The 18288-nt window shown below is 49.4% G+C and carries 18 protein-coding genes; 5 read left to right on the top strand and 13 right to left on the bottom strand.

Annotation, left to right across the window (positions count from 1 at the left end):
* Window position 1 precedes the first annotated feature (1 nt).
* Window positions 2–1234: a M24 family metallopeptidase gene (locus B9Y93_RS19775; protein WP_244903496.1), complete on the bottom strand. Its 1233-nt coding sequence runs from the start codon at window positions 1232–1234 to the stop codon at window positions 2–4.
* 206 nt (window positions 1235–1440) lie between these two features.
* Between B9Y93_RS19775 and B9Y93_RS19770 the strand changes: the two genes are divergently transcribed.
* A complete protein-coding gene (locus tag B9Y93_RS19770) occupies window positions 1441–2595 on the top strand; it encodes a DUF418 domain-containing protein (protein WP_085497358.1) in 1155 nt (384 codons plus the stop codon).
* 132 nt (window positions 2596–2727) lie between these two features.
* Here the strand turns inward: B9Y93_RS19770 and B9Y93_RS19765 are convergent, their stop codons facing one another.
* From B9Y93_RS19765 to uptA, 3 genes are all read right to left on the bottom strand, one after another.
* Window positions 2728–3351, bottom strand: coding sequence for an MBL fold metallo-hydrolase (locus B9Y93_RS19765; RefSeq protein WP_085497356.1), 624 nt, complete (start codon window positions 3349–3351; stop codon window positions 2728–2730).
* A 69-nt stretch (window positions 3352–3420) separates the two neighbouring features.
* Window positions 3421–3987: a thioredoxin family protein gene (locus tag B9Y93_RS19760; RefSeq protein WP_085497354.1), complete on the bottom strand. Its 567-nt coding sequence runs from the start codon at window positions 3985–3987 to the stop codon at window positions 3421–3423.
* On the bottom strand, window positions 3987–4601 hold the full coding sequence (gene uptA / locus B9Y93_RS19755) for an undecaprenyl phosphate transporter UptA (RefSeq protein ID WP_085497351.1): 615 nt from the start codon (window positions 4599–4601) through the stop codon (window positions 3987–3989). Before uptA ends, B9Y93_RS19760 begins: the two co-directional genes overlap by 1 nt.
* 173 nt (window positions 4602–4774) lie before the next feature.
* On the opposite strand from uptA, the gene B9Y93_RS19750 reads away from it, so the two are divergent.
* Both B9Y93_RS19750 and B9Y93_RS19745 read left to right on the top strand, forming a co-directional pair.
* Window positions 4775–5230, top strand: coding sequence for a cupredoxin domain-containing protein (locus B9Y93_RS19750; protein WP_085497349.1), 456 nt, complete (start codon window positions 4775–4777; stop codon window positions 5228–5230).
* Between the two features lie 154 nt (window positions 5231–5384).
* Window positions 5385–5693 (top strand): dehydrogenase, encoded by a 309-nt coding sequence (locus tag B9Y93_RS19745; protein ID WP_085497346.1) that lies wholly within the window; start codon window positions 5385–5387, stop codon window positions 5691–5693.
* 102 nt (window positions 5694–5795) lie between these two features.
* Here B9Y93_RS19745 and B9Y93_RS19740 read toward each other — a convergent pair whose 3' ends face one another.
* The 5 genes from B9Y93_RS19740 to B9Y93_RS19720 form a co-directional block, all read right to left on the bottom strand.
* Window positions 5796–6170: a hypothetical protein gene (locus B9Y93_RS19740; RefSeq protein ID WP_085497344.1), complete on the bottom strand. Its 375-nt coding sequence runs from the start codon at window positions 6168–6170 to the stop codon at window positions 5796–5798.
* A gap of 251 nt (window positions 6171–6421) precedes the next feature.
* Window positions 6422–8638: an O-antigen ligase family protein gene (locus tag B9Y93_RS19735; RefSeq protein ID WP_085497340.1), complete on the bottom strand. Its 2217-nt coding sequence runs from the start codon at window positions 8636–8638 to the stop codon at window positions 6422–6424.
* Between the two features lie 286 nt (window positions 8639–8924).
* Entirely contained in the window at window positions 8925–10307 is a 1383-nt protein-coding gene (locus B9Y93_RS19730) for a hypothetical protein (RefSeq protein ID WP_085497338.1), read from the bottom strand.
* A gap of 21 nt (window positions 10308–10328) precedes the next feature.
* Window positions 10329–11006 carry a PilZ domain-containing protein gene (locus B9Y93_RS19725; protein WP_244903495.1) on the bottom strand — a complete coding sequence of 226 codons (678 nt, stop codon included), beginning with the start codon at window positions 11004–11006 and terminating at the stop codon, window positions 10329–10331.
* A 45-nt stretch (window positions 11007–11051) separates the two neighbouring features.
* On the bottom strand, window positions 11052–12863 hold the full coding sequence (locus tag B9Y93_RS19720) for a histidine kinase N-terminal 7TM domain-containing diguanylate cyclase (RefSeq protein ID WP_085497336.1): 1812 nt from the start codon (window positions 12861–12863) through the stop codon (window positions 11052–11054).
* Between the two features lie 137 nt (window positions 12864–13000).
* Here B9Y93_RS19720 and B9Y93_RS19715 point away from each other — a divergent pair, with 137 nt between their 5' ends.
* Window positions 13001–13480, top strand: a complete 480-nt coding sequence (locus tag B9Y93_RS19715; protein ID WP_085497334.1) for a GNAT family N-acetyltransferase — start codon at window positions 13001–13003, stop codon at window positions 13478–13480.
* Window positions 13481–13636: 156 nt separating this feature from the next.
* Here B9Y93_RS19715 and B9Y93_RS19710 read toward each other — a convergent pair whose 3' ends face one another.
* The 4 genes from B9Y93_RS19710 to yyaC all read right to left on the bottom strand — a co-directional run bounded on the left by B9Y93_RS19710 (window position 13637) and on the right by yyaC (window position 17614).
* Complete coding sequence (locus B9Y93_RS19710) at window positions 13637–14815, bottom strand: class I SAM-dependent methyltransferase (protein ID WP_085497332.1); 1179 nt, start codon at window positions 14813–14815, stop codon at window positions 13637–13639.
* 4 nt (window positions 14816–14819) lie between these two features.
* Window positions 14820–15587, bottom strand: a complete 768-nt coding sequence (locus B9Y93_RS19705; protein ID WP_085497329.1) for a DUF6483 family protein — start codon at window positions 15585–15587, stop codon at window positions 14820–14822.
* A gap of 179 nt (window positions 15588–15766) precedes the next feature.
* Complete coding sequence (locus B9Y93_RS19700) at window positions 15767–16567, bottom strand: alpha/beta fold hydrolase (protein WP_085497327.1); 801 nt, start codon at window positions 16565–16567, stop codon at window positions 15767–15769.
* Between the two features lie 486 nt (window positions 16568–17053).
* A complete protein-coding gene (yyaC, locus tag B9Y93_RS19695) occupies window positions 17054–17614 on the bottom strand; it encodes a spore protease YyaC (RefSeq protein WP_085497325.1) in 561 nt (186 codons plus the stop codon).
* 186 nt (window positions 17615–17800) lie between these two features.
* Between yyaC and B9Y93_RS19690 the strand changes: the two genes are divergently transcribed.
* Window positions 17801–18022: a DUF1128 domain-containing protein gene (locus B9Y93_RS19690; protein ID WP_085497323.1), complete on the top strand. Its 222-nt coding sequence runs from the start codon at window positions 17801–17803 to the stop codon at window positions 18020–18022.
* Window positions 18023–18288: the final 266 nt, after the last annotated feature.

Below are 18288 nucleotides of genomic sequence, written 5' to 3'. Positions count from 1 at the left end.
GTTAATCACAGCTCTTGATTCGAATCAATCCCTCAGGGGCAGTGGTCAGACGTTCATAGCCATCCTTTGTGATCAAATACGTGTTTTCAATACCTACGACACCTCGGCCTGGGAACGTAAATTTCGGTTCAATGGCAATGACCATTCCAGGTTCTAGCTTCTGCTTGAAGCCTCTTGCAAGCACAGGCCATTCATCAATCTCCATACCGATGCCATGACCAAGGAATTTGACTTGATCCTCGCCATAACCCATAAAGTGATCGGACAATCCTGCATCTTGGGCCATTTGAAGGGCATCCGCATACAGCGATTCACATACCGTTCCCGGCACAAGGTTCTTTTCTGTCTCTCGAAGAATCTGCTCCGATACGTCATAAGCCGCCTCAAGATCCTCATCCAGCTTGCCAATGACCAAGGTTCTTGTCTGGTCAATGACGTATCCATCGATACAACAGCCAATGTCCACAAGAATAGGTTCGTTCTCGCCTATGACTTTGCGGCTTGCTCCTTGCGGTGCAGCAGGAGTAAGGCCTCTTCCTCCAGCAGGACCATCAAAGTAAGTAGGCTCGGCTGCAGCATCGCCGCTTGCCACCATGCCGGTAATAATCTCTTGATTGTAGCCGCGCATTCTCATCATGCCAACATGCCCCTGCATCCGGAAGAGGTGCTCGATTTGTGCTATCAGAGCAAGCTCCATCATCCCTGGCCTTACAATGTTTGCAGCCTCCACTAACGCACGATGGGCTGCAATGGCCGCCATGCGAATCCTTGCCACTTCAAAAGGAGACTTAATCATGCGAAGCTCGCGAAAAATCACGGAACCGTCTGCCCATTCTGCTTGAGGAAGAACAGCTTGCAAACGTTCAAACTGCTGCACAGGCAGCACATCATATTCGAGTGCAATCCGAATCTTGCCATCAGCAGAACTTAAATGCGGGAAGAAGCCCGCTATCGTCTCCTCCAATTGACGGAAAGATCCCATTCGCTCTACTCGAATCTTGGATTCCGTTACCGCACGCTCATAGCTTCGCTTCACTAGAAAAATAGGTTCTCCTTCCTGCGGGACAGCAGCATAACCTGTCTGCATGGAACCTGTTATATAATAAATATCCACATTCTGCGTAACCAAGAACAGATGAATGCCTTTCTCCTTCATCTTTTCCTGCAGCTGTTCAATTCTTTTCTTATGCTCAAACGTATTTGTATTCATGGGGTGTTCTTCATTGGTCATCATGATGTCTCTCTCCTCCATTTCGCATCAGGCATCTCTATTTCATAACCACTAGGTCTCTAATCCATTTAACCAGCATAATGATAACACGAACATGCAGGTCTTGCCATGAGCAGGCCGCCATGATGCAGAAGACAAACGACAGGATATTGGATAAAATAGGGTTGTTGTCAGCCCCTCATTCCTATGTTTAATAAGGAGGAACATGAATGCAATCCCCATCTCTTAAGCCTCGCATCCAGACCGTAGATATCATTCGCGGCTTTGCGGTCTTCGGCATTCTGCTCGTCAATATTCCCGATATGGTGGGCAACGGCCTGCACTTCGGGACTCGCAATACTGGTTTAGATGCCTTGCTTCGCTTGTTGTACGATTTGTTTGTGCAGACGAAGTTCTACACGATCTTCTCCTTTTTATTCGGCCTGTCCTTCTACTTGTTTATGGACCGGGCAGAAGAGAAAGGGAAGAACGCGCGCTCGTTGTTCAAGCGCAGGCTATGGATTCTGCTCGTGATCGGGCTCATTCATCTGATCTTGCTGTGGTTCGGGGATATTCTGCATGTTTATGCCATCGCTGGATTTTTCCTGCTGCTGTTCTATAAACGCATGCCGCGCACACTATTCATCTGGGGGATGGTCTTAAGCAGCTTCTGTGCGCTGATTGTGGGCATGACCTATGTCCTTACGATGTATAGGCCAGAGCTGTCGCTTAGTCTTAATTTTACAAGCGTGCCTAATTTGGCAGAACGATGGGATTACGCCATCACTCATGTGCCTACCAATCTGATTGCGCTTCTCTTTGAAGTTCTGGGCTTGTTCCTATTTGGGCTTTACGCTGGAAAGAAGCAGTGGTTTGAGAAAAAGGAGCGGTTTTACTCGCAGCGTGTAAAGCGTGCACAGTGGATCTCGCTAGTGATCTCTCTACTGCTGTTTGTTCCGATCTTATATGCGTACTTTACCCATGACGTATATGATTCCAACCAAGTGATATTCTATATCTTCTTATCTGGCAAAAGTCTGGCTGTCTTCTATATCGCCACATGGCTTCGCGTTATCGCCCGCTTTGGAGAGCGCCCATTCCGCTCACTTGCTGCCGTGGGAAGAATGGCCTTAACCAATTATTTATCCCATACCATTCTCTTATTTGTTCTCCTTAGATGGATCTGGCCTGACATCGGAGCCGCTTATTGGATGGGAACTGTAACGGCCATTGCCATCATGGCGCTGCAGCTCATAGCAAGCAGTCTGTGGCTTCGATCCTATACGATGGGGCCTGTTGAATGGCTGTGGCGAGCAGGGACCTATGGACACTTCGTACCGTTGAAGCGAGATCAGGCTTCGACCTCCTCTCACTTGCCGATGTAAGAGGAGCAGGGCCGTTAATCTTACAATGAAAACCTGTGGCATCGAATAAATAAAAGCACTTCATCCCAAGAGCCTGCCCTTCTCAATATGAGTAGGCTTAATTTGGAATGAAGTGCTTGTTACTGTTGTGGATCAAATAAATGGATTATACTGCTTCTCAAAGCCGACAGTCGTCACGGGTCCATGCCCAGGATAGACATTCACTGCATCGCCTAGAGTCAGCACCTTCTTATGAATGGAACGCATAAGCTCACGCTGATTCCCTCCTGGAAGATCAGTACGCCCAACGGATGTACGGAACAGTACATCGCCAGAGAACAGATGATCCTTGTACAAGAAGCTCACGCTGCCTGGGGAGTGCCCAGGAGTATGAAGGACGTAGAAGGTATAACCCATGAGGGTCAACTCCTGGCTATCCTCAAGCAAATGCTCGGCAGGCTCGAAGGACATGGGTCTCGTTACCTGAGGCCAGCGAAGCGATCCATTCCATTCGGCTGAAGTCAGCCAGTCCGCTTCTAGGCTGTGGATATATACCGGACAGTTATAGCGTTCTCTAACCTGCTTAAGCCCGCCAATATGATCAAAATGGGCATGCGTGAGCAAAATAGCAACCACCTTGTATCCTTCAAGCGGCTTGAAGATACGATCCGGATTCATGCCAGGGTCGATAATTACAGCTTCCTTGGTTGTTTCGTTTAACAATAAGTATACATTCGTCTCCAGCGGTCCTAGCGGAAACGTTACGATCTTAAACATATTGAATGAGACACCGCCTTAAGTTCAGTCTTTGTTGATGACAATATTTATAATTGGAGCAAGGGACGTCTAGATCGAAGACAAGCAGTCGTGAAGCTCACGAACGATTCGACGCTGATAGTCTGTCCCTTCTCCGTATTGCTGCATGATATTCTTGTAGGTCTGCTTCAGATTCTCCTGATAGTCTGCAGCCTCACGATCTTTATTTGCTTCTTTAAAGGCAATCATATGCGCCTGAACATCGCGCGGTCTTGGTCCCCATGTTGCCAGCACATGACCGCCTGTATCCGTAATAAGCACGACAGGCACCGAACGCCCCCCCATGGTCAGAAACTGATCCATTGTCTCCATGAACTGTTCCATAATGAGCACCTCTGTCGGAATTCCCGCGGCCTCCATCACCTTGAAGACGACAGGCACGTTGCGAACAACGTCGCCGCACCAATCCGCCATGAGGATGGAACAGCGAAGATCATCACGGAATTGAAGCGATTCAAAAAATGGCTTGTCATCCTCTAACGCCCACTCAAAGGCTTCGCCCCACTTCACAAAGCTGAGCTGATTCTGGGTCATTCCTTCAATAAAGGCTTGAGGGGTAATGCCTTGCCCGATGACACTTGCTATGGTTTGACTCATTACGGATTCCCCGCTTTCTGTTTTGAAATCGTATATTTAATCAGAACATACACGATGAGCAGCGCAAGTGCAACCAAAATAAATGGTTTGACATATGGCGCTGCCGCCTCATCAATGTGCTCCCAATTCGCTCCGAGAACATGTCCCAGATACACAAACAAGATCGTCCAAGGGATGACTGCCAATGTTGTTAATAGTGTAAAGCGTCCCACAGGCATTCTGGATATGCCTGCCGGTATGGAGATTGCATGGCGAACGACAGGAACAAAGCGCGCGGAAAAAATAACGCCCGTGCCGTACTTATTGAACCACTCCTCCGACTTGTCGATATGATGCTTCTGAATGAGTATAAATCGTCCATAGCGCTCTAAAAACGGTCTGCCGCCATAACGCCCGATGCCATATACGATAAGCTGCGCTGCGACTCCGCCAATCGTTCCAAACAATACCGCGGGTACAAAGCCAATCTGTCCTTCAACGACCAAGTAGCCGCCATACGCCAGCACAATTTCGCTTGGAATAACCTCAATCATGAGTCCAAGCATAATGCCCCACGCGCCCATTCCTTGAATCCATTGAAATAATGTCGATACCATTTGATGGATAAATTCCATGACTCACACTTCCTTCACACATGTCCAACTATTCTTTTGTCAGTACAAGCCGGCTATAGTAACCCATATTATTCTAGCACATGCTAGAACATGACTCCAATGCAGGAATTAGGGTACAAGCACCCGCATACATATGAACTAGAATACTATTGTCGGAAAGTGAGGAATGCACGATGTCACGTTTGTGGGTCATCTCCCGCAGGCAGCTGCAGCTAGGACTAGCTGCCATCGCCTTTATTATGGTGTCAATCGCCTTTATCAAGTATGGGGCGCTGCAGTTATCCGAGCGCGAAGCCCATGCCGCCCCAGGGGAGACTAGAATTCTTCATATGATTACAGGAGAATTCAAGACGACTCTGGAAGATGGCAAGGAGCTTGAAACCTATCTCTTTCATCCGGGAACGGTCTATGCCCATGACGGCGAGCAAGTCGAGCTTCGTATACGCGGTGTTAATGGAAAGCAGCATGACTTTGTGATTGAAGGCTTGAACAAGAGCGGCACCATTAAGAAAAATGAAGAAACCGTCGTCACCTTCACTGCTAAAGAGGGCATATATCGAATCGTCTGCCTCACGCATGCCGATGCCGCTCATGAAGGTCCAATGATCGGCTATATTGTCGTAGATTAATCCATCCGCCAGTATCGCTGCAGCGCTGGGGATCAAGAGTACCAGGCATCGTATTACCAAGGATGGACGAAGCATTTTTCACCAGTGAATGATGTACGTCCACTCGGGCTTCTGCATATATTGAAATCACAATTCGCATGGAGAGGAGCCCAACATGAAGCCTCGTGAACGACATCTTGACCCCCTGCCCTCCGCCCGGAAGATTCGACGCGCCTGCCAAAATGAATTATATCGCACCGTGAAACGAATGAAAGTGTACATTCCCGACGCACTGATGAAGCAAGGTGAAGAGCTCTATGTCAACAAAGTCATTGGCAACCTGATCTGGATTCATGAGCATGGCAACAATCGCAAGGAGCTGGCTGATTGGTGGGAGGAAGCGGTAAGCGAAGAGCTTGCCGCCTTATGGCAAGTGGATAAGAACCGATTGACCGATTGCTTTCGCAAGGCTTTTGGCGGCTAGTCGAGCATCATCCAACGCCGATATCACTAATCAAATACACAAAAAAACAGACCTTCTAGACAGCACACACAAATCGCTGCTACGAAGGTCTGTCTAGCCGCTCTAACCAATCACAACAAAAGCGGTCAAATCTGGAGGTACAGCGCTGACGCGATAGACCCTTCCGCAGTCGTCCAGCAATTGGAGATTGATGAGCGACTTGGTCGGCGTGCGAATCTTGCTGAAGCGAGCCGTTCCATAGCTGTCGAATGGAGCTCTACCGAGCAGCTTGCCACAAGAGTAAGCCTTGGCTACAAAGCCTCTAGTATCGTAAGCAACCCCATTGCCCTGTACCCACAGTACCGTAAAACGTGAAAGGTACGGCGCAATGGGCTTTTTGCGTTTTGGAGGCTTCCGATGACGGATGGTCCGGGAATCCGACTTCGAGTTCTTCATCGGAGGCATGATCCGACGTGCCTTGAGCATTGATGCGCGCACGATAATCGACATCCTTTCTATGCATCAAAATGAAAGATGCTATAGCATATGCCTTTGTCGTCCATTAGGTATGGACAGCGGAAGTCTATTTCGCATGCGCACCAGGAGCCTGTTCATCTGCCATCTGGTCTGTGTTTCCGTCGTTGAACAGCTGCCTGGCTATTTAAGCGGAGCTTATGAATAGGCTCGATAGCTCGACGATTCAAGGCGGGTGCTCATACACAAAACCTATAATGGAGGATTTGCTCCCCTTATTCCAGCGTATAGAGCAGCAGCTGAGCGGAAGCCGCCGCTTGGGAAGCCGCTGCCGTCAATACAAACCGCTTGTCGTTCGCGGCCATGTCTGCGGCAAGGCGAGCATCGTCCTCGTAGCGCTGGAACTGGGTCAGCGCTGCCTTCGCGAGATCGATGGCGAAGGCTCGCTTCTCTTGCGCCGCGGCATCCGCCAGCGCGGCGATGCGGATGATCGCTTCCGTGCGCAGTTCGCTGTCGAAGCGATCATCCTGAACGGCTGCCTCCCAATAGGCGGCAGCCTGCAGCGGCTCTGCCGCACGCGCGGCTTGCAGTGCAAGCTCGCGGTGGAGCGCCTTGCCGCGCCGCTCATAGCGCTCGCCCTCCTGCAAGAGGGCGAGCGCTTCTCTTGGCGGCAGCCGATGCGCCACTGCGATGCGCAGCGCCGTATCGGCAGGCGCGAGGCGCACGCTGGCGCGAAGCAGCCCGCAGCCGTCTGCGCCAGATTCCGCGCAGGCGGCTGCGTTGCCGGACGCCAAGCTCTGCGCAGCAAGCGCGCGCTCGCCGGCAGCGTGCATGGCCTTCGCTGCCAGCTGTGACGTGCCGATGGCCATGGCCACGCACAGCGGCAGCAGCAGGAAGGCTGCGGCGATACGCTGCCTCCGCACGCGCTTATTCAGGCGATTCATCTTGGATATCGCCTGATCAGCAGATCCGGCAAGCCTCGCTGACGATGTCTCAGCTGCCGTTATCCCCATTGCAAGCCATGCCAGCCATAGATACACCACCCAGCCATAAGCCATATCGAAGTCGATCAGGCTGTGGGCGCTTATCACGCCGGCTGCCACGCCTGCGGCTAGATCTTGACGCATCGCCATTATGATGAGCCATGCCATAAGCACCATCGCGATCAAGGTGCCGACTCCTCCTATATCAAGGAGCAGGTCGAAGCCAAAGCTGTGAACTTCTTTCCCCACATAAGGCTCGCTTTGCATGCTGGCAAACAACTGGCGCCAGGCATCCCCGCCTAGGCCAAGCCAGGGACTCTCCTGCCACAGCCGCCAAGCATCCTGATAGAAGAGGAGCCTCGCACTCCCTGTCGCATAATGGCCTGTCACACGCTCAATCGCCTGATGCGGCACCAGCATAAGCCCGAGCCATCCCGCTCCGCCCCAAGCAAGACATGCGACAGCTTTTCTCAGCCAGCGGCTGCTTTTTCCACGCTGGTGCTGAAGCCAGTAGGGAAGGAGCACTGAACACCCTACTGCTAGAATGAGCGGAACAACCACCCATTCGCTGTCCATCAGCCACAAGCGAGCTGTGGCCGCTGCTCCAGAAAACGCCCATATTAAGCTCCACAGCAGCCTTTTTATATATTTAAGAAGCATTGACCTAGAGCCGATCGCTCCAAGACAAAGCCCTGCTCCCGTCATGATCCAAGAGCCTCTGGATTCCGTTAGCAGCAGCACGATGAGATGCAGAACCGCAAGTCCCGAATAAGCAATAGAGTATTCCTTCGCCTTTGCCCGAACAAGCGAAAAAACCACAAACGCTCCCGAGATCGCTCCGAGCGTATTCGGATATTGCAGCATGCCGCCTAAACGAAAGCCCCAAGAGGACAATTCAATATCGTCACTCTTCATGACGCTGCCTTCCATCGGCAGATAGCCATACAATGCCCCAAGCGAGCCAACAGCGAGCATTATCCCAGACAGCAACACTACATGTTCAAGGCTAATAACCGCTCTACGTGCAGCAGGCTGCTCGCACGCTGACAGCAGGTCTGATGCGGTCTTCTGCTCATGTATGCTCCTTCTCGAAGTGCTCAGCATGATTAGATCGATGCAAAGGAAGCTCCATGCAGCATAGGACGACCAACGAATCAGCTGCATCCAGGTCCCTTGAAGGGTCGCAGGATTGTATATGGAAGTTAATCCATAACAGACAGCAATCAACCAAGGAAGAGAAAGCAGAAGCATGGACTTTGGCGAAGAAGAGACAACCCCTAATCCATGACGGACTATGCGAATCAGCGCTAAGCCAATGATGAGCAATGCTGGGACAAGCAGCTTATGGTCATAGAATCCCCCTTGCTGCCATAAGCACCAGCCTAGAAGCAAGATCGCCAATGCCGCAGAACGAACAGATGAAATGGATAAACGCCCAATAACCCGCTCCCTCACTGTATCTATCATTCGTGCTATAGAAATTCCCTGTCCCTCCTCATGATTCTTCATGCTCTCACCTCCATCTCCTATCCTCTTGACCTTTATTTTATGTTAGACGGACACGTATCTCCCGATTGACTATCTTACTCTGACCATTATGAAGGGAACACTGCCGTCTCACAAGCAGCTGCAGGTTTCCAGCGGATCGACTGGTGCCCCTCCTCCCTTCTTACACACTATTCATATCCTGAACGGCCTGATGGTAATCGCAGCAGCACTCATCGGCGCCTCGTGCAACGAAAATAGGCTGCCACTTGGGCAGCCTTATCTGTAAAAAACGAAATCATGCTATAGCTTATAGAAATGACATGGCCATGCGAATACGCAAATAGTTTTGGTTTTCTTTGCGCAGAATCCATTCACGCACATCAGGAAGCTCGATATGACCCCGACCATTATGGGTTGCAATGCTCAGCAGCTCTTGCTCCAGCACCCGCTTGCCTTGAAGCTCAATGACAGCGATCACCTGAATATCAGCGTCCACTTTATAGATCCCATAGGTTCCTGCAGGCACCTCGGCTCCAGCTGAACCGTCAATCGTGAAACGAATCGCTGCTGCATCAGCAGGAGCCACTTCCCTGCGCAGTTCTTGGCCTTGCAGCTGACTTAACCATTCCTGATAGGGAGCCAGCACATAGGTTCCCTCTTCCTTAATCGAAACGGATAGTACATTGACCGTATCCTCATAGCTTCCTGCATACTCCTGCAAAGAAATCTCATTCACTTGAAAGCTGAACTCGCCTTCCACAGTCCCCATTCTGGAATCATCGGCTTCTATTCGTATCTTGAAGCTCTGGTCCGCTCCAGCTGGAATCACAAGCTGTGATCCGACGATAGCCGGTGTCACAGAAAGTGCCGGATCCACTTGTACAATCCTATACTTCAGCTTATCGCCATTAGGGTCCGTATAATATTGGTCCAAATTCAAGATCGTATCCTTGTGCTTTAGCAGCTGCATAGCTTCAAGGGGATCTACAAACAGCGGGGGTTGATTCAGTGCGAACTTCGCAAAAGTGCTAACCTTAACCCCATCATTTCTTGTGAATGACACCCTGATGGTTGCATCATCAAAGGTGGACTTTGGCTGAAGGGTTAGATAGGTAACAAATGGCTTAACGATCAAATGATGATTGTATACATCAGGTGTATCGTCAACCGTGTAACGAAATTCTTCTTTTATATGCCTTTGATCATTGCCTGGAAACAGTCGATCTACATCAATTTCTTGATTCTCATTGGTTAGCAAATACAGATCTCTAAAGTAGCTGACATTTACATCAGGCGCACTTACCCCATTGGGCGTATCATTCACCATCACTGCGAACTTCTCCGCTGCTGCATGGCCCATCGCATCGTACCACGTGACTTGAACCGTTGCTGTACCAGCTGCCGACTTCGGTTCGATGATGTATTCATGCTTGCTCATATCTACTGATACGTTGGCAATCTCCGTATCGCTATACTCAACCTGATAAGTGACCCCTGTCACGGTAGGTGAGGCCGGAACGGACACGGGTCCTGTTTGAAGCTCAATGTGCTTCGCTGGCGAATAAGTGACCGGTGGAAAGACCAGTCCTTGCGCTGAAGCATGGCGTGGCGATACGCCCAGCAGCAGCGTAATAACAAGCAGCCCTGCCAAGCTGGCCATCGCGAAGCGTCTTAATGATAGATCGTGCATGCTTCTCTCCCCTTATATCATTTATCCTCTGCGTACTTGCTTGGACTTGCTGTCGATGTGCGTAAAAACCTGCTTGCTCAGCACAAAAGCATGCAAGGAGCGTGCAGCCGCTACACTCATCTCTTCAATTGCGGCACCAAAGAATCGATCAACTTCTTGCTCGCGGTGGCGGACGATCCGCAGGCTGCATGGCAGCTTCTGACCGAGATGAAGCTCTGCCTGAAGCACTCCTCCCACATCCAGCATCATGCGTTCCGCTGTGCTTTCACTCATCGTAAAACCAATGCCTTTTATACTGATGTCCTTAATTTGAATAGGTATGGGTGAAGAAACGGATACCACTCCTTCTGTCGTCCCATAAGCGGTAATGAAGCCGTGCTTGCGCACTTCAACTCGAGGATACTCCCGTTTCTCATTGAATTTTTTTTGCTGATGGGGTGGATGCACCAAGAACAAAGTGCCTTGATGTCTAGCAATGATCTTTGTAATAAAGTGGTGCATGCCAGCTGGCGAGTACATCGTTACCTTCACCTGCTCCCCAAGACGAAATTGTTCAAATTCCGGAAGCTCGATATTCATCAAATTGCCTTCTAGATGCGACAATACGCCCGTTGCCACACATTGTTCCCCTTCCAGAACAGAACGGCTGTGCAGCAGCACGCTAATGGGCTGCTGCTCTAATGGTGTTTCCTTGTTCACGTTCTTGTTGTTCTCCTTTCACCTTCAGCGCTGTGATTACAGGAGTTAACGCTTCTCACGACTGGCACTTGCTTCTAATGCCGAATGCCTTGGCAGCGCAGCGTCCAAGGAGACCTGCTTGTCCTCTTCTTCTATAGCCAATCGTGGCCGAATGCCGTTGCGGCCATTGGACTTGGCTTCATACATGTGTCGGTCCGCCTCGCCAAGCAGTGCGAGAATCCAGCTGCGAACATCGTCTCCCAACGATAACTCCTGTCCCTCGTAAGCGACCCAGCCTATGCTAACGGTAACCATTATGGCTTCGGAAGCAATGGTTGGCATTGCACTCTTAATCAAATCAATCAATCGTTCTGCTGTAGAATAGGCTTCCTGTGCATTGACTCCTGGCATGAAGATGACGAATTCTTCTCCCCCATACCTTGCGAATATATCAGAGTGATGCAGTTCTTTACGAACGATATTAGATACAAAAGAGAGCACCTCGTCGCCCACGACATGTCCATAATTATCGTTGATCGTCTTAAAATGGTCGATGTCAAATAGCACAATGCTGAACGGTTGATGAGAACTTACGCATGTTGGGACCTTTTCCTCCATCTGCTCGAGCAGATGCCTTCGATTGTAGCAGTTCGTCAAAGGGTCGGTTATCGCCATCTCCTGAAGCTTCTGATTCGCGTATTGCAGCTCTTGCTGAATATGAATGAGCTCCAAGTTCCGTTCGAATAAGGTTGTGTTTTTCTGATTCATCTGTTCAACCATTACTCTTAACTGGGTAACATCATGGAAGGTTAAGAGCCTACCCACCCACCTTTTGTTATCGTCATAAATCGGTGAAATATGAAGAGAAACATAGCTCGGCTTGACATCCTCTTGGAACATAATATGAATCTCAGTATCCAAATGCTCATATGGACTAAAGTAATACTGTGTCCATACCTCTTCTCGTTCAGTAGAATCCGGAATCAGCCCAAGGATTTCTTTCATTGGAAGCAGCACACCCTTACGTACAGGAAAGAAGACATGCATGCCTCGATTCACGTCAATGACGATATCTTGTCCATCTACAACCACAACTCCCGCTGTCATTGTGTCCACCACCTCGCGTCTGGCGATGGAGACAATATCCAGCACTCGGTAGCGCTGAATGACGTAAATAATGAACAAATCGGACAATACCACCCCAAGCGAGGTAATCCCGTATCGCTTCGCTACATGCCCTTCAAGCAGCACATTATAAATCAAATCAAAGCAGGTGCAGCAAGCAAATATCGCAATCCCGATCAAGAGCAGTATAATTTGCTGCCGCTGCATGGATGATGATGCTCCACGAATCACTCGCAGCATATCCGAAGTCGCTAGAATAAAGTAAAAGGAAATCGCTAGAATATACAACCCGAACAGCCAGCCTACTTGTCCGCTTGTTACAGGCAGCGCCGATAAATCGAACCACCATTCAGGCTTCAGCACGATAACGGGAACAAATAACAGGACTGGTGCCGCAATCAGCCCCATGGCCCCTCGTGACAACGGATACAAAGGCTTCGTGAATAATCGGGCAAACAGCACCCAGCAAGGACCAAGCGAGAGCAATGAGATTAATCCTGCATAAGAGGCAATCTGCCTCAGTATCATCTGATCGGAGGTGTGCAGGATCCATTGGCTCAAAGGCCACATGAGCATGATGGCGTGAAACGCCAGATAGTATTTATGTAAGGAAGATATCGTGTTTACTGCAAATACATAGATTAACAGCGCGAGCATTGCCCAAAACATGAGCCCGTCCATCCAGCCCGCCTCTAGCAGCATATTCATCTCACCTCTGACCATCTCTAATTCGAGACGCAAATGCCTGATCAATCAGGCCTTAACATCCTTAGGTTATCAGATCATTCTACTTGATTTACCTTATTGTTACAATCTGTTGCATATTGTTTCTTCTTGGCTTCCTATGCCAAAATAAAAGGACTTCTATCCAGATTGGAGGTTCCACTGCTATGAACTTTCACGTAGAGCCGATGCAAGAAACACATGCCGCACTCATATGTGCTTGGCACTACGAGCCGCCTTATCAAATATACAGCTTTTTGCCCTGGGAGCATATGAAGGCGCTCGAAGTTGAATTCGGAGACTCCGAGATTAGACGATCGCAATATGCTGTGATTATGTCTGACCAGCACACGCTAGAAGGATTCGCTCAATTCTTTCCCATGGAAGGCGTTACCCGCCTTGGATTGGGCATGAATCCAGCGCGAATGGGCCAAGGATATGGCGCACTCTTTGTGCAAGCCATTGTAGGGGAAGCGCTGCAGCGCACGCCTCATCATGAAATTGATCTTGAAGTCTTAACATGGAATGAACGGGCCATACATATCTATAAGAAGGTGGGTTTTGAGATCACCGATACTTATGAACGCCCGACGCCAACAGGCACTGGACAATTCCACTGCATGGTGTATCGTCCGCACAGCCGCTAAGACACATCCATGGCTGGACTGCAGGTGAATTCATGGATCCGAAGCGTCTATGGACACAGCCCCATCAGTCCCCATCCATGCGCATCCAACAAAAAAGAACACCATCTCCGTTCCTGCCATGGTGTTCTTCTTGTTGAACTATAAGTGACCTTCTCCTTATGAAGAGAAGCCGCGTGTGTCGAGAATATCCTTAAGCGCTCTTTCTAAATAAGGATTAAGCTTGAGTCCATCGCGCAAGGCAATATATTGCTGCCAGCTTGCTGTCTCCTGCGCCTGCTTGCTCTTCACAGCTCGGATCAGAATATTTTTAGGCGTATGCTCCATATCAATGAACTCCAGCAGCTGCGTCTGATAGCCTACGCAATCCAGCAGATTGGCGCGCAGCGCGTCTGTTGTCAGCGCACTGAATCGCTCCTTCAGTATACCATGCTTCAGGAGCGGTGTAAGCATCTCATTGTCAATCTGAGAAAATAACTCATGCTGACAGCAAGGAACCGACAAGATGACCTCAGCTCCCCACCTAACAGCCTTATTCAGCGCAGCGTCTGTCGCTGTATCGCAAGCATGAAGCGTAACTACCATATCCACTGGCGTGGAACGATCGTAATCTGCAATATCACCTATCGCAAATTGAAGGCCGTCATACTGGAGGCGTCTTGCAAGCGCTTCACAGTGCTTAATAACATCTGCTTTGAGATCAAGCCCATAGATCATGACATCACGCTTTTGCAGCACATGCAGGTAATGATATAAAGCAAAGGTCAGATAGGATTTGCCGCAGCCAAAATCAATAATTGAAATGGGGCGGTCTGAAGGCAGATAAGGGAGAACATCTGCCACCATTTCAAGAAAGCGATTGATCTGCTTGAACTTGTCAAACTTAGCCGCAACCACGTTGCCTGAAGCGGTCATAATTCCAAGCTCCAACAAAAAGGCCGCCGGCACCCCTTCCTCCAAAATATATTGCTTCTTGCGATTGTGGGACAGATCAGCAGCTGGCGACTTCTTCGCTTGCGTTTTGATTGACACCTTGTGCTTCTTGCTGATCAGCACTTGGTACTCCGCTTCAGTCGTGCGAATCAGCGCTTGTCGAAAATGATTCTCCATCAGCCCCATCCACTTCTCAACCGCTACGGAAGAATCCACATTCTCATGCACGACCTTGCTGCCTACCTGATACGTCACCTGCAGCATGCGGTCTCCGCGCAGCTGAACGGGCTTCAATGTCGCCTTCGTGCATCCTTCCATCGGCGCGCTTCTCACCTGACTAATCACTGCTGAATGCAAGCTTTCCTGCTCCCAGATTTTCTGTAGCAATTGGTGCAATTGTTCCATTTCCCTAATCATCCTTATTGTCTATTATCTCGTGTACATTATCGCTTGTCCGTGGTTGCTCCGCCAAAGGCTGCGCGCTCTTCAATCGCTGCTTGAGCATCAGGATCGCCTCTTCCACTTCCGCTCGCGGCAAGTCTCCTGCTTCAAGTTCATCATCTTGCAATTGAAGAAGATGCTCATACCATTCAACAGCCTGCTTCAAGCGAGCATCATCGCGCTCCACCCACTCATAGCAAGCATCTTCCGCCTCCGCATATCGATGCTCTAGTGCATGCCAGCGCCATAGCAGTTCAAGCAGTTCATCCTCAAGCCGATAAGGCCTAAGCTTATGCGGCATCTCGCTTAATATCGCTTGACCGTTCAGCATGGAACGATCACTGCCGTTAAGTCTCGCGGTTAGCAGCAGTGTATAGGCCTGCATCATCCGCGCGATATAGGAAGCCTCCATATCGTCCTCATCATGCACAGCGATGCTAGCGGGATCACGCTCCCGAGCAGCATCCTGAATCAATTGAGCGCGCTCCGTCAAAGCGATGGCGAAGGCTTGAAGCTCATCCACCTGCAGATTGCCATGCCGAAAGAACAGCTTGATCAAATCTGCGGACGACAATGAGTCGGCCAGATCACCCTTTATTCTAAATCGACGATCCAACAGTTCCTCCCATTCCTCCAGCAGTTCTGAGCGCTTCTTCTCATTCTGCAGTCCAAGGAGTTGTCCCAGCATCGTCGTCATTTCTTGAATGATTCGCATCAAATAATCCCTTTGGTACATCGTATTCTCCTCTCCGTCTCAAGAAGGTTGACATCAAACAGATGTGAGAACACCTCTATTATCGAGGTCATTCAAAGATGAGCGACCGGTACAGGCGCCGTGAATGAATTTGCCTTGAATCCGCTTATTCTAAGCAAAAGTGCTGCCTAAGCAAGGCAGCACCACCAAATGCTATTTTATTATACGGCTTCGACTCGTTCTTTGACAAATGATTGAATGATGCTCACAAGCTCCTCTGGCGTCTCCTGCATGCTCATATGCCCGGCATTTTCAATGATATGGGATGACACCCCTTCACGAGATGTGGTGAAGAGCTTCTCTGGCGGCATCTTCAGGTCTTTTCTGCCTGCTACCAGCAGCAATGGAACATCAGTATCCTCCATCACCTGTCTTCGATCCTTGCGCTCACGCATCGCAAGAGATGCTCCGATCGCTCCTTGTGGAGGTGTATGATAGCCAATCTGCACCGCAGCTTGAACCTCCCCCTTCAAAGCATCCAGACGATCAGGGTTGAATAGTGTTGGCACAAGGGCATTGATAAAAGCCGCCATTCCTTCTGTCTGTATGTTCTTAATGGCCTGCAGTCGTCCTGCCTTGCCCTCATCCGTATCCGGATAGCCATTGGAGTGAATAAGGCCGAAGCCCAGCAAGCGATCAGCATACCGCTCGGCAGCAGACAATGCGATGTAACCGCCTAGCGAATGACCAAGCAGCACGAACTGGTTCAACTGAAGCTTGTCTGCTACTTGAATGATATCATCTGCCATCTCCTCAATGGTATAGGGTCCATTTGGTGCAGCACTCTTCCCATGACCACGCAGATCGGGGAGAATCACTCGGCAATGCTTGCTCAAGGATTCCTTAATTGAAGCAAAGTACCCCCCGCTGCCACAAAATCCATGAAGCAGTATAACGGGGACACCCGCTCCCTGCTCCGTCACATGTATATGAAAACCGTGATTTAATTGAACGTTAGTCATATCAAACACCTCATTTCTGGAATCTCATTCTTGCCATCTTGCTGCCTAATAAGCGTATCTTCGTTCTAACCTGCCTGTCCATTACATTTCTTTGTACGAATGTAAAGAAACATTAGAATAATTCTTGACAAAAGCTTCTATCAACCGCCCTCCGTCCATAAATATATACTATATTACACTTCCACTCATCACTTGAAACTTTATCCAATTCGTGAACATTCTCCATCCTGCCAGCTTGACATGAAAGGAGGTGAATGGAATGACAGAGCTCGAACTCTTCTTGGGAACATGCATGTTTATGTTAGGGCTCGTACAGCTTATTATTACTCTATCCGATCGGAATAAAAAGTAATCCGCCCCTTCAAGGAACGGATTGAAAAGAAACCTTGCCTAATATGGTGTCGAGGAGTCGGATGCCCCACATCCGGCTCTTCTTGTGCGGCTGTTGAATGCCCACAACTTCATACTATGGAAGGACGACTTAATTTATGACTTTGGATTGCACTGTGTTTTTTCAAAAGCATCTATAATCGCATTCGCTATTGCCTTGGACATACACATGACCCGATGGAGCGAAGTCGTCTGCAAGCTCCAATAAGGCTTAACGCCAGGTTCATTGACGACGGCTGCAATACTGTAATCGCCAATAGCTGGAAGTTCAACTCCAACGGACTCCGCGGGCTGCAAGGGACCTTCTGCGATAAGATAGCAGCCTACATTCACAAGCTGGCCGAGACAAGCGTCTATCGCGACCACAGCCTTATCTTCAGGGATATCCTGCACTCTCAGCTTAAGATTGGTTGCATCACATGGTGCAGGCATCGTGCCAATAACATGCGGACACCCCTTGTCCTCCAACATCGAGCCTACAAGCGGCCCCAATGCATCCCCTGTCGAACGATCTGTTCCAATGCAGACAAAGACGATCTGATCCAGTCGATACGTCTCGGCAAGCTGTTGGCAGAACACACGCAGCTTCTTCTCATCGCATCGTCTTGCTTCTGCTGTGGGCGAAGAATCCACATGCAGCGCCTCTCTTCTATACATGCAAGTCTCCTTTATCGTTATGCCTCATCATGCGTATTTATCTGCCTGAAGCAATATACCGTGTTTTATGTGCCCATTGTACTGTAGAATGAAAGGAAAACCAAGTCCAACAATGGCGTTTAGTTTTCGCGCCCTGCATGTTACAATACGAGCTGAACGTATTCAACAATACCGGGGGGAACGACAATGGCTGAACAAGCAACTCAAGCTGAGATTGTAACCATGATTGAAGCAATTAAGGATCGATTGAAGATGGCTACGGCGCAAGCCATGCAGGCCTCTGCGTTCTCGGTTGAACAATACGAGGACATCAAGGACATTTATGACGTGGTCATGAACAAGCCAAGCTTCAGCATTAGCGAGATGGAAGCTTTGGTATCGGAGCTTGGCAAGCTGAGACGTCAATAAGATGCTTCTTGCCAGCAGCTTGTCCATTCGTCCATAACAAAGCTATGCAACATGAACGGTCGTTCAGGGAAGACATCCTGGGCGGCCGTTTTTCGTTTTCCCCTTTCGCAATTGTCTTTCGAAGCCATACCATGGCGCGGTATGCTGATCCCAGCATCTACAATCATTTGTGCCTGTCCATCCATCCATCACATGCTGAAAAGGTACAGCTTGCTAGGCTTCATGAATCCGGCTATATAATGTAAGAAAAAATTGTGACGCCCTTC

The sequence above is a fragment of the Paenibacillus aquistagni genome, assembly GCF_900177815.1.
Lineage (GTDB): Bacteria > Bacillota > Bacilli > Paenibacillales > Paenibacillaceae > Paenibacillus_B > Paenibacillus_B aquistagni.
Note: the sequence above shows the minus strand (reverse complement) of the source record. Positions and strands in the feature narration are given on the sequence as shown.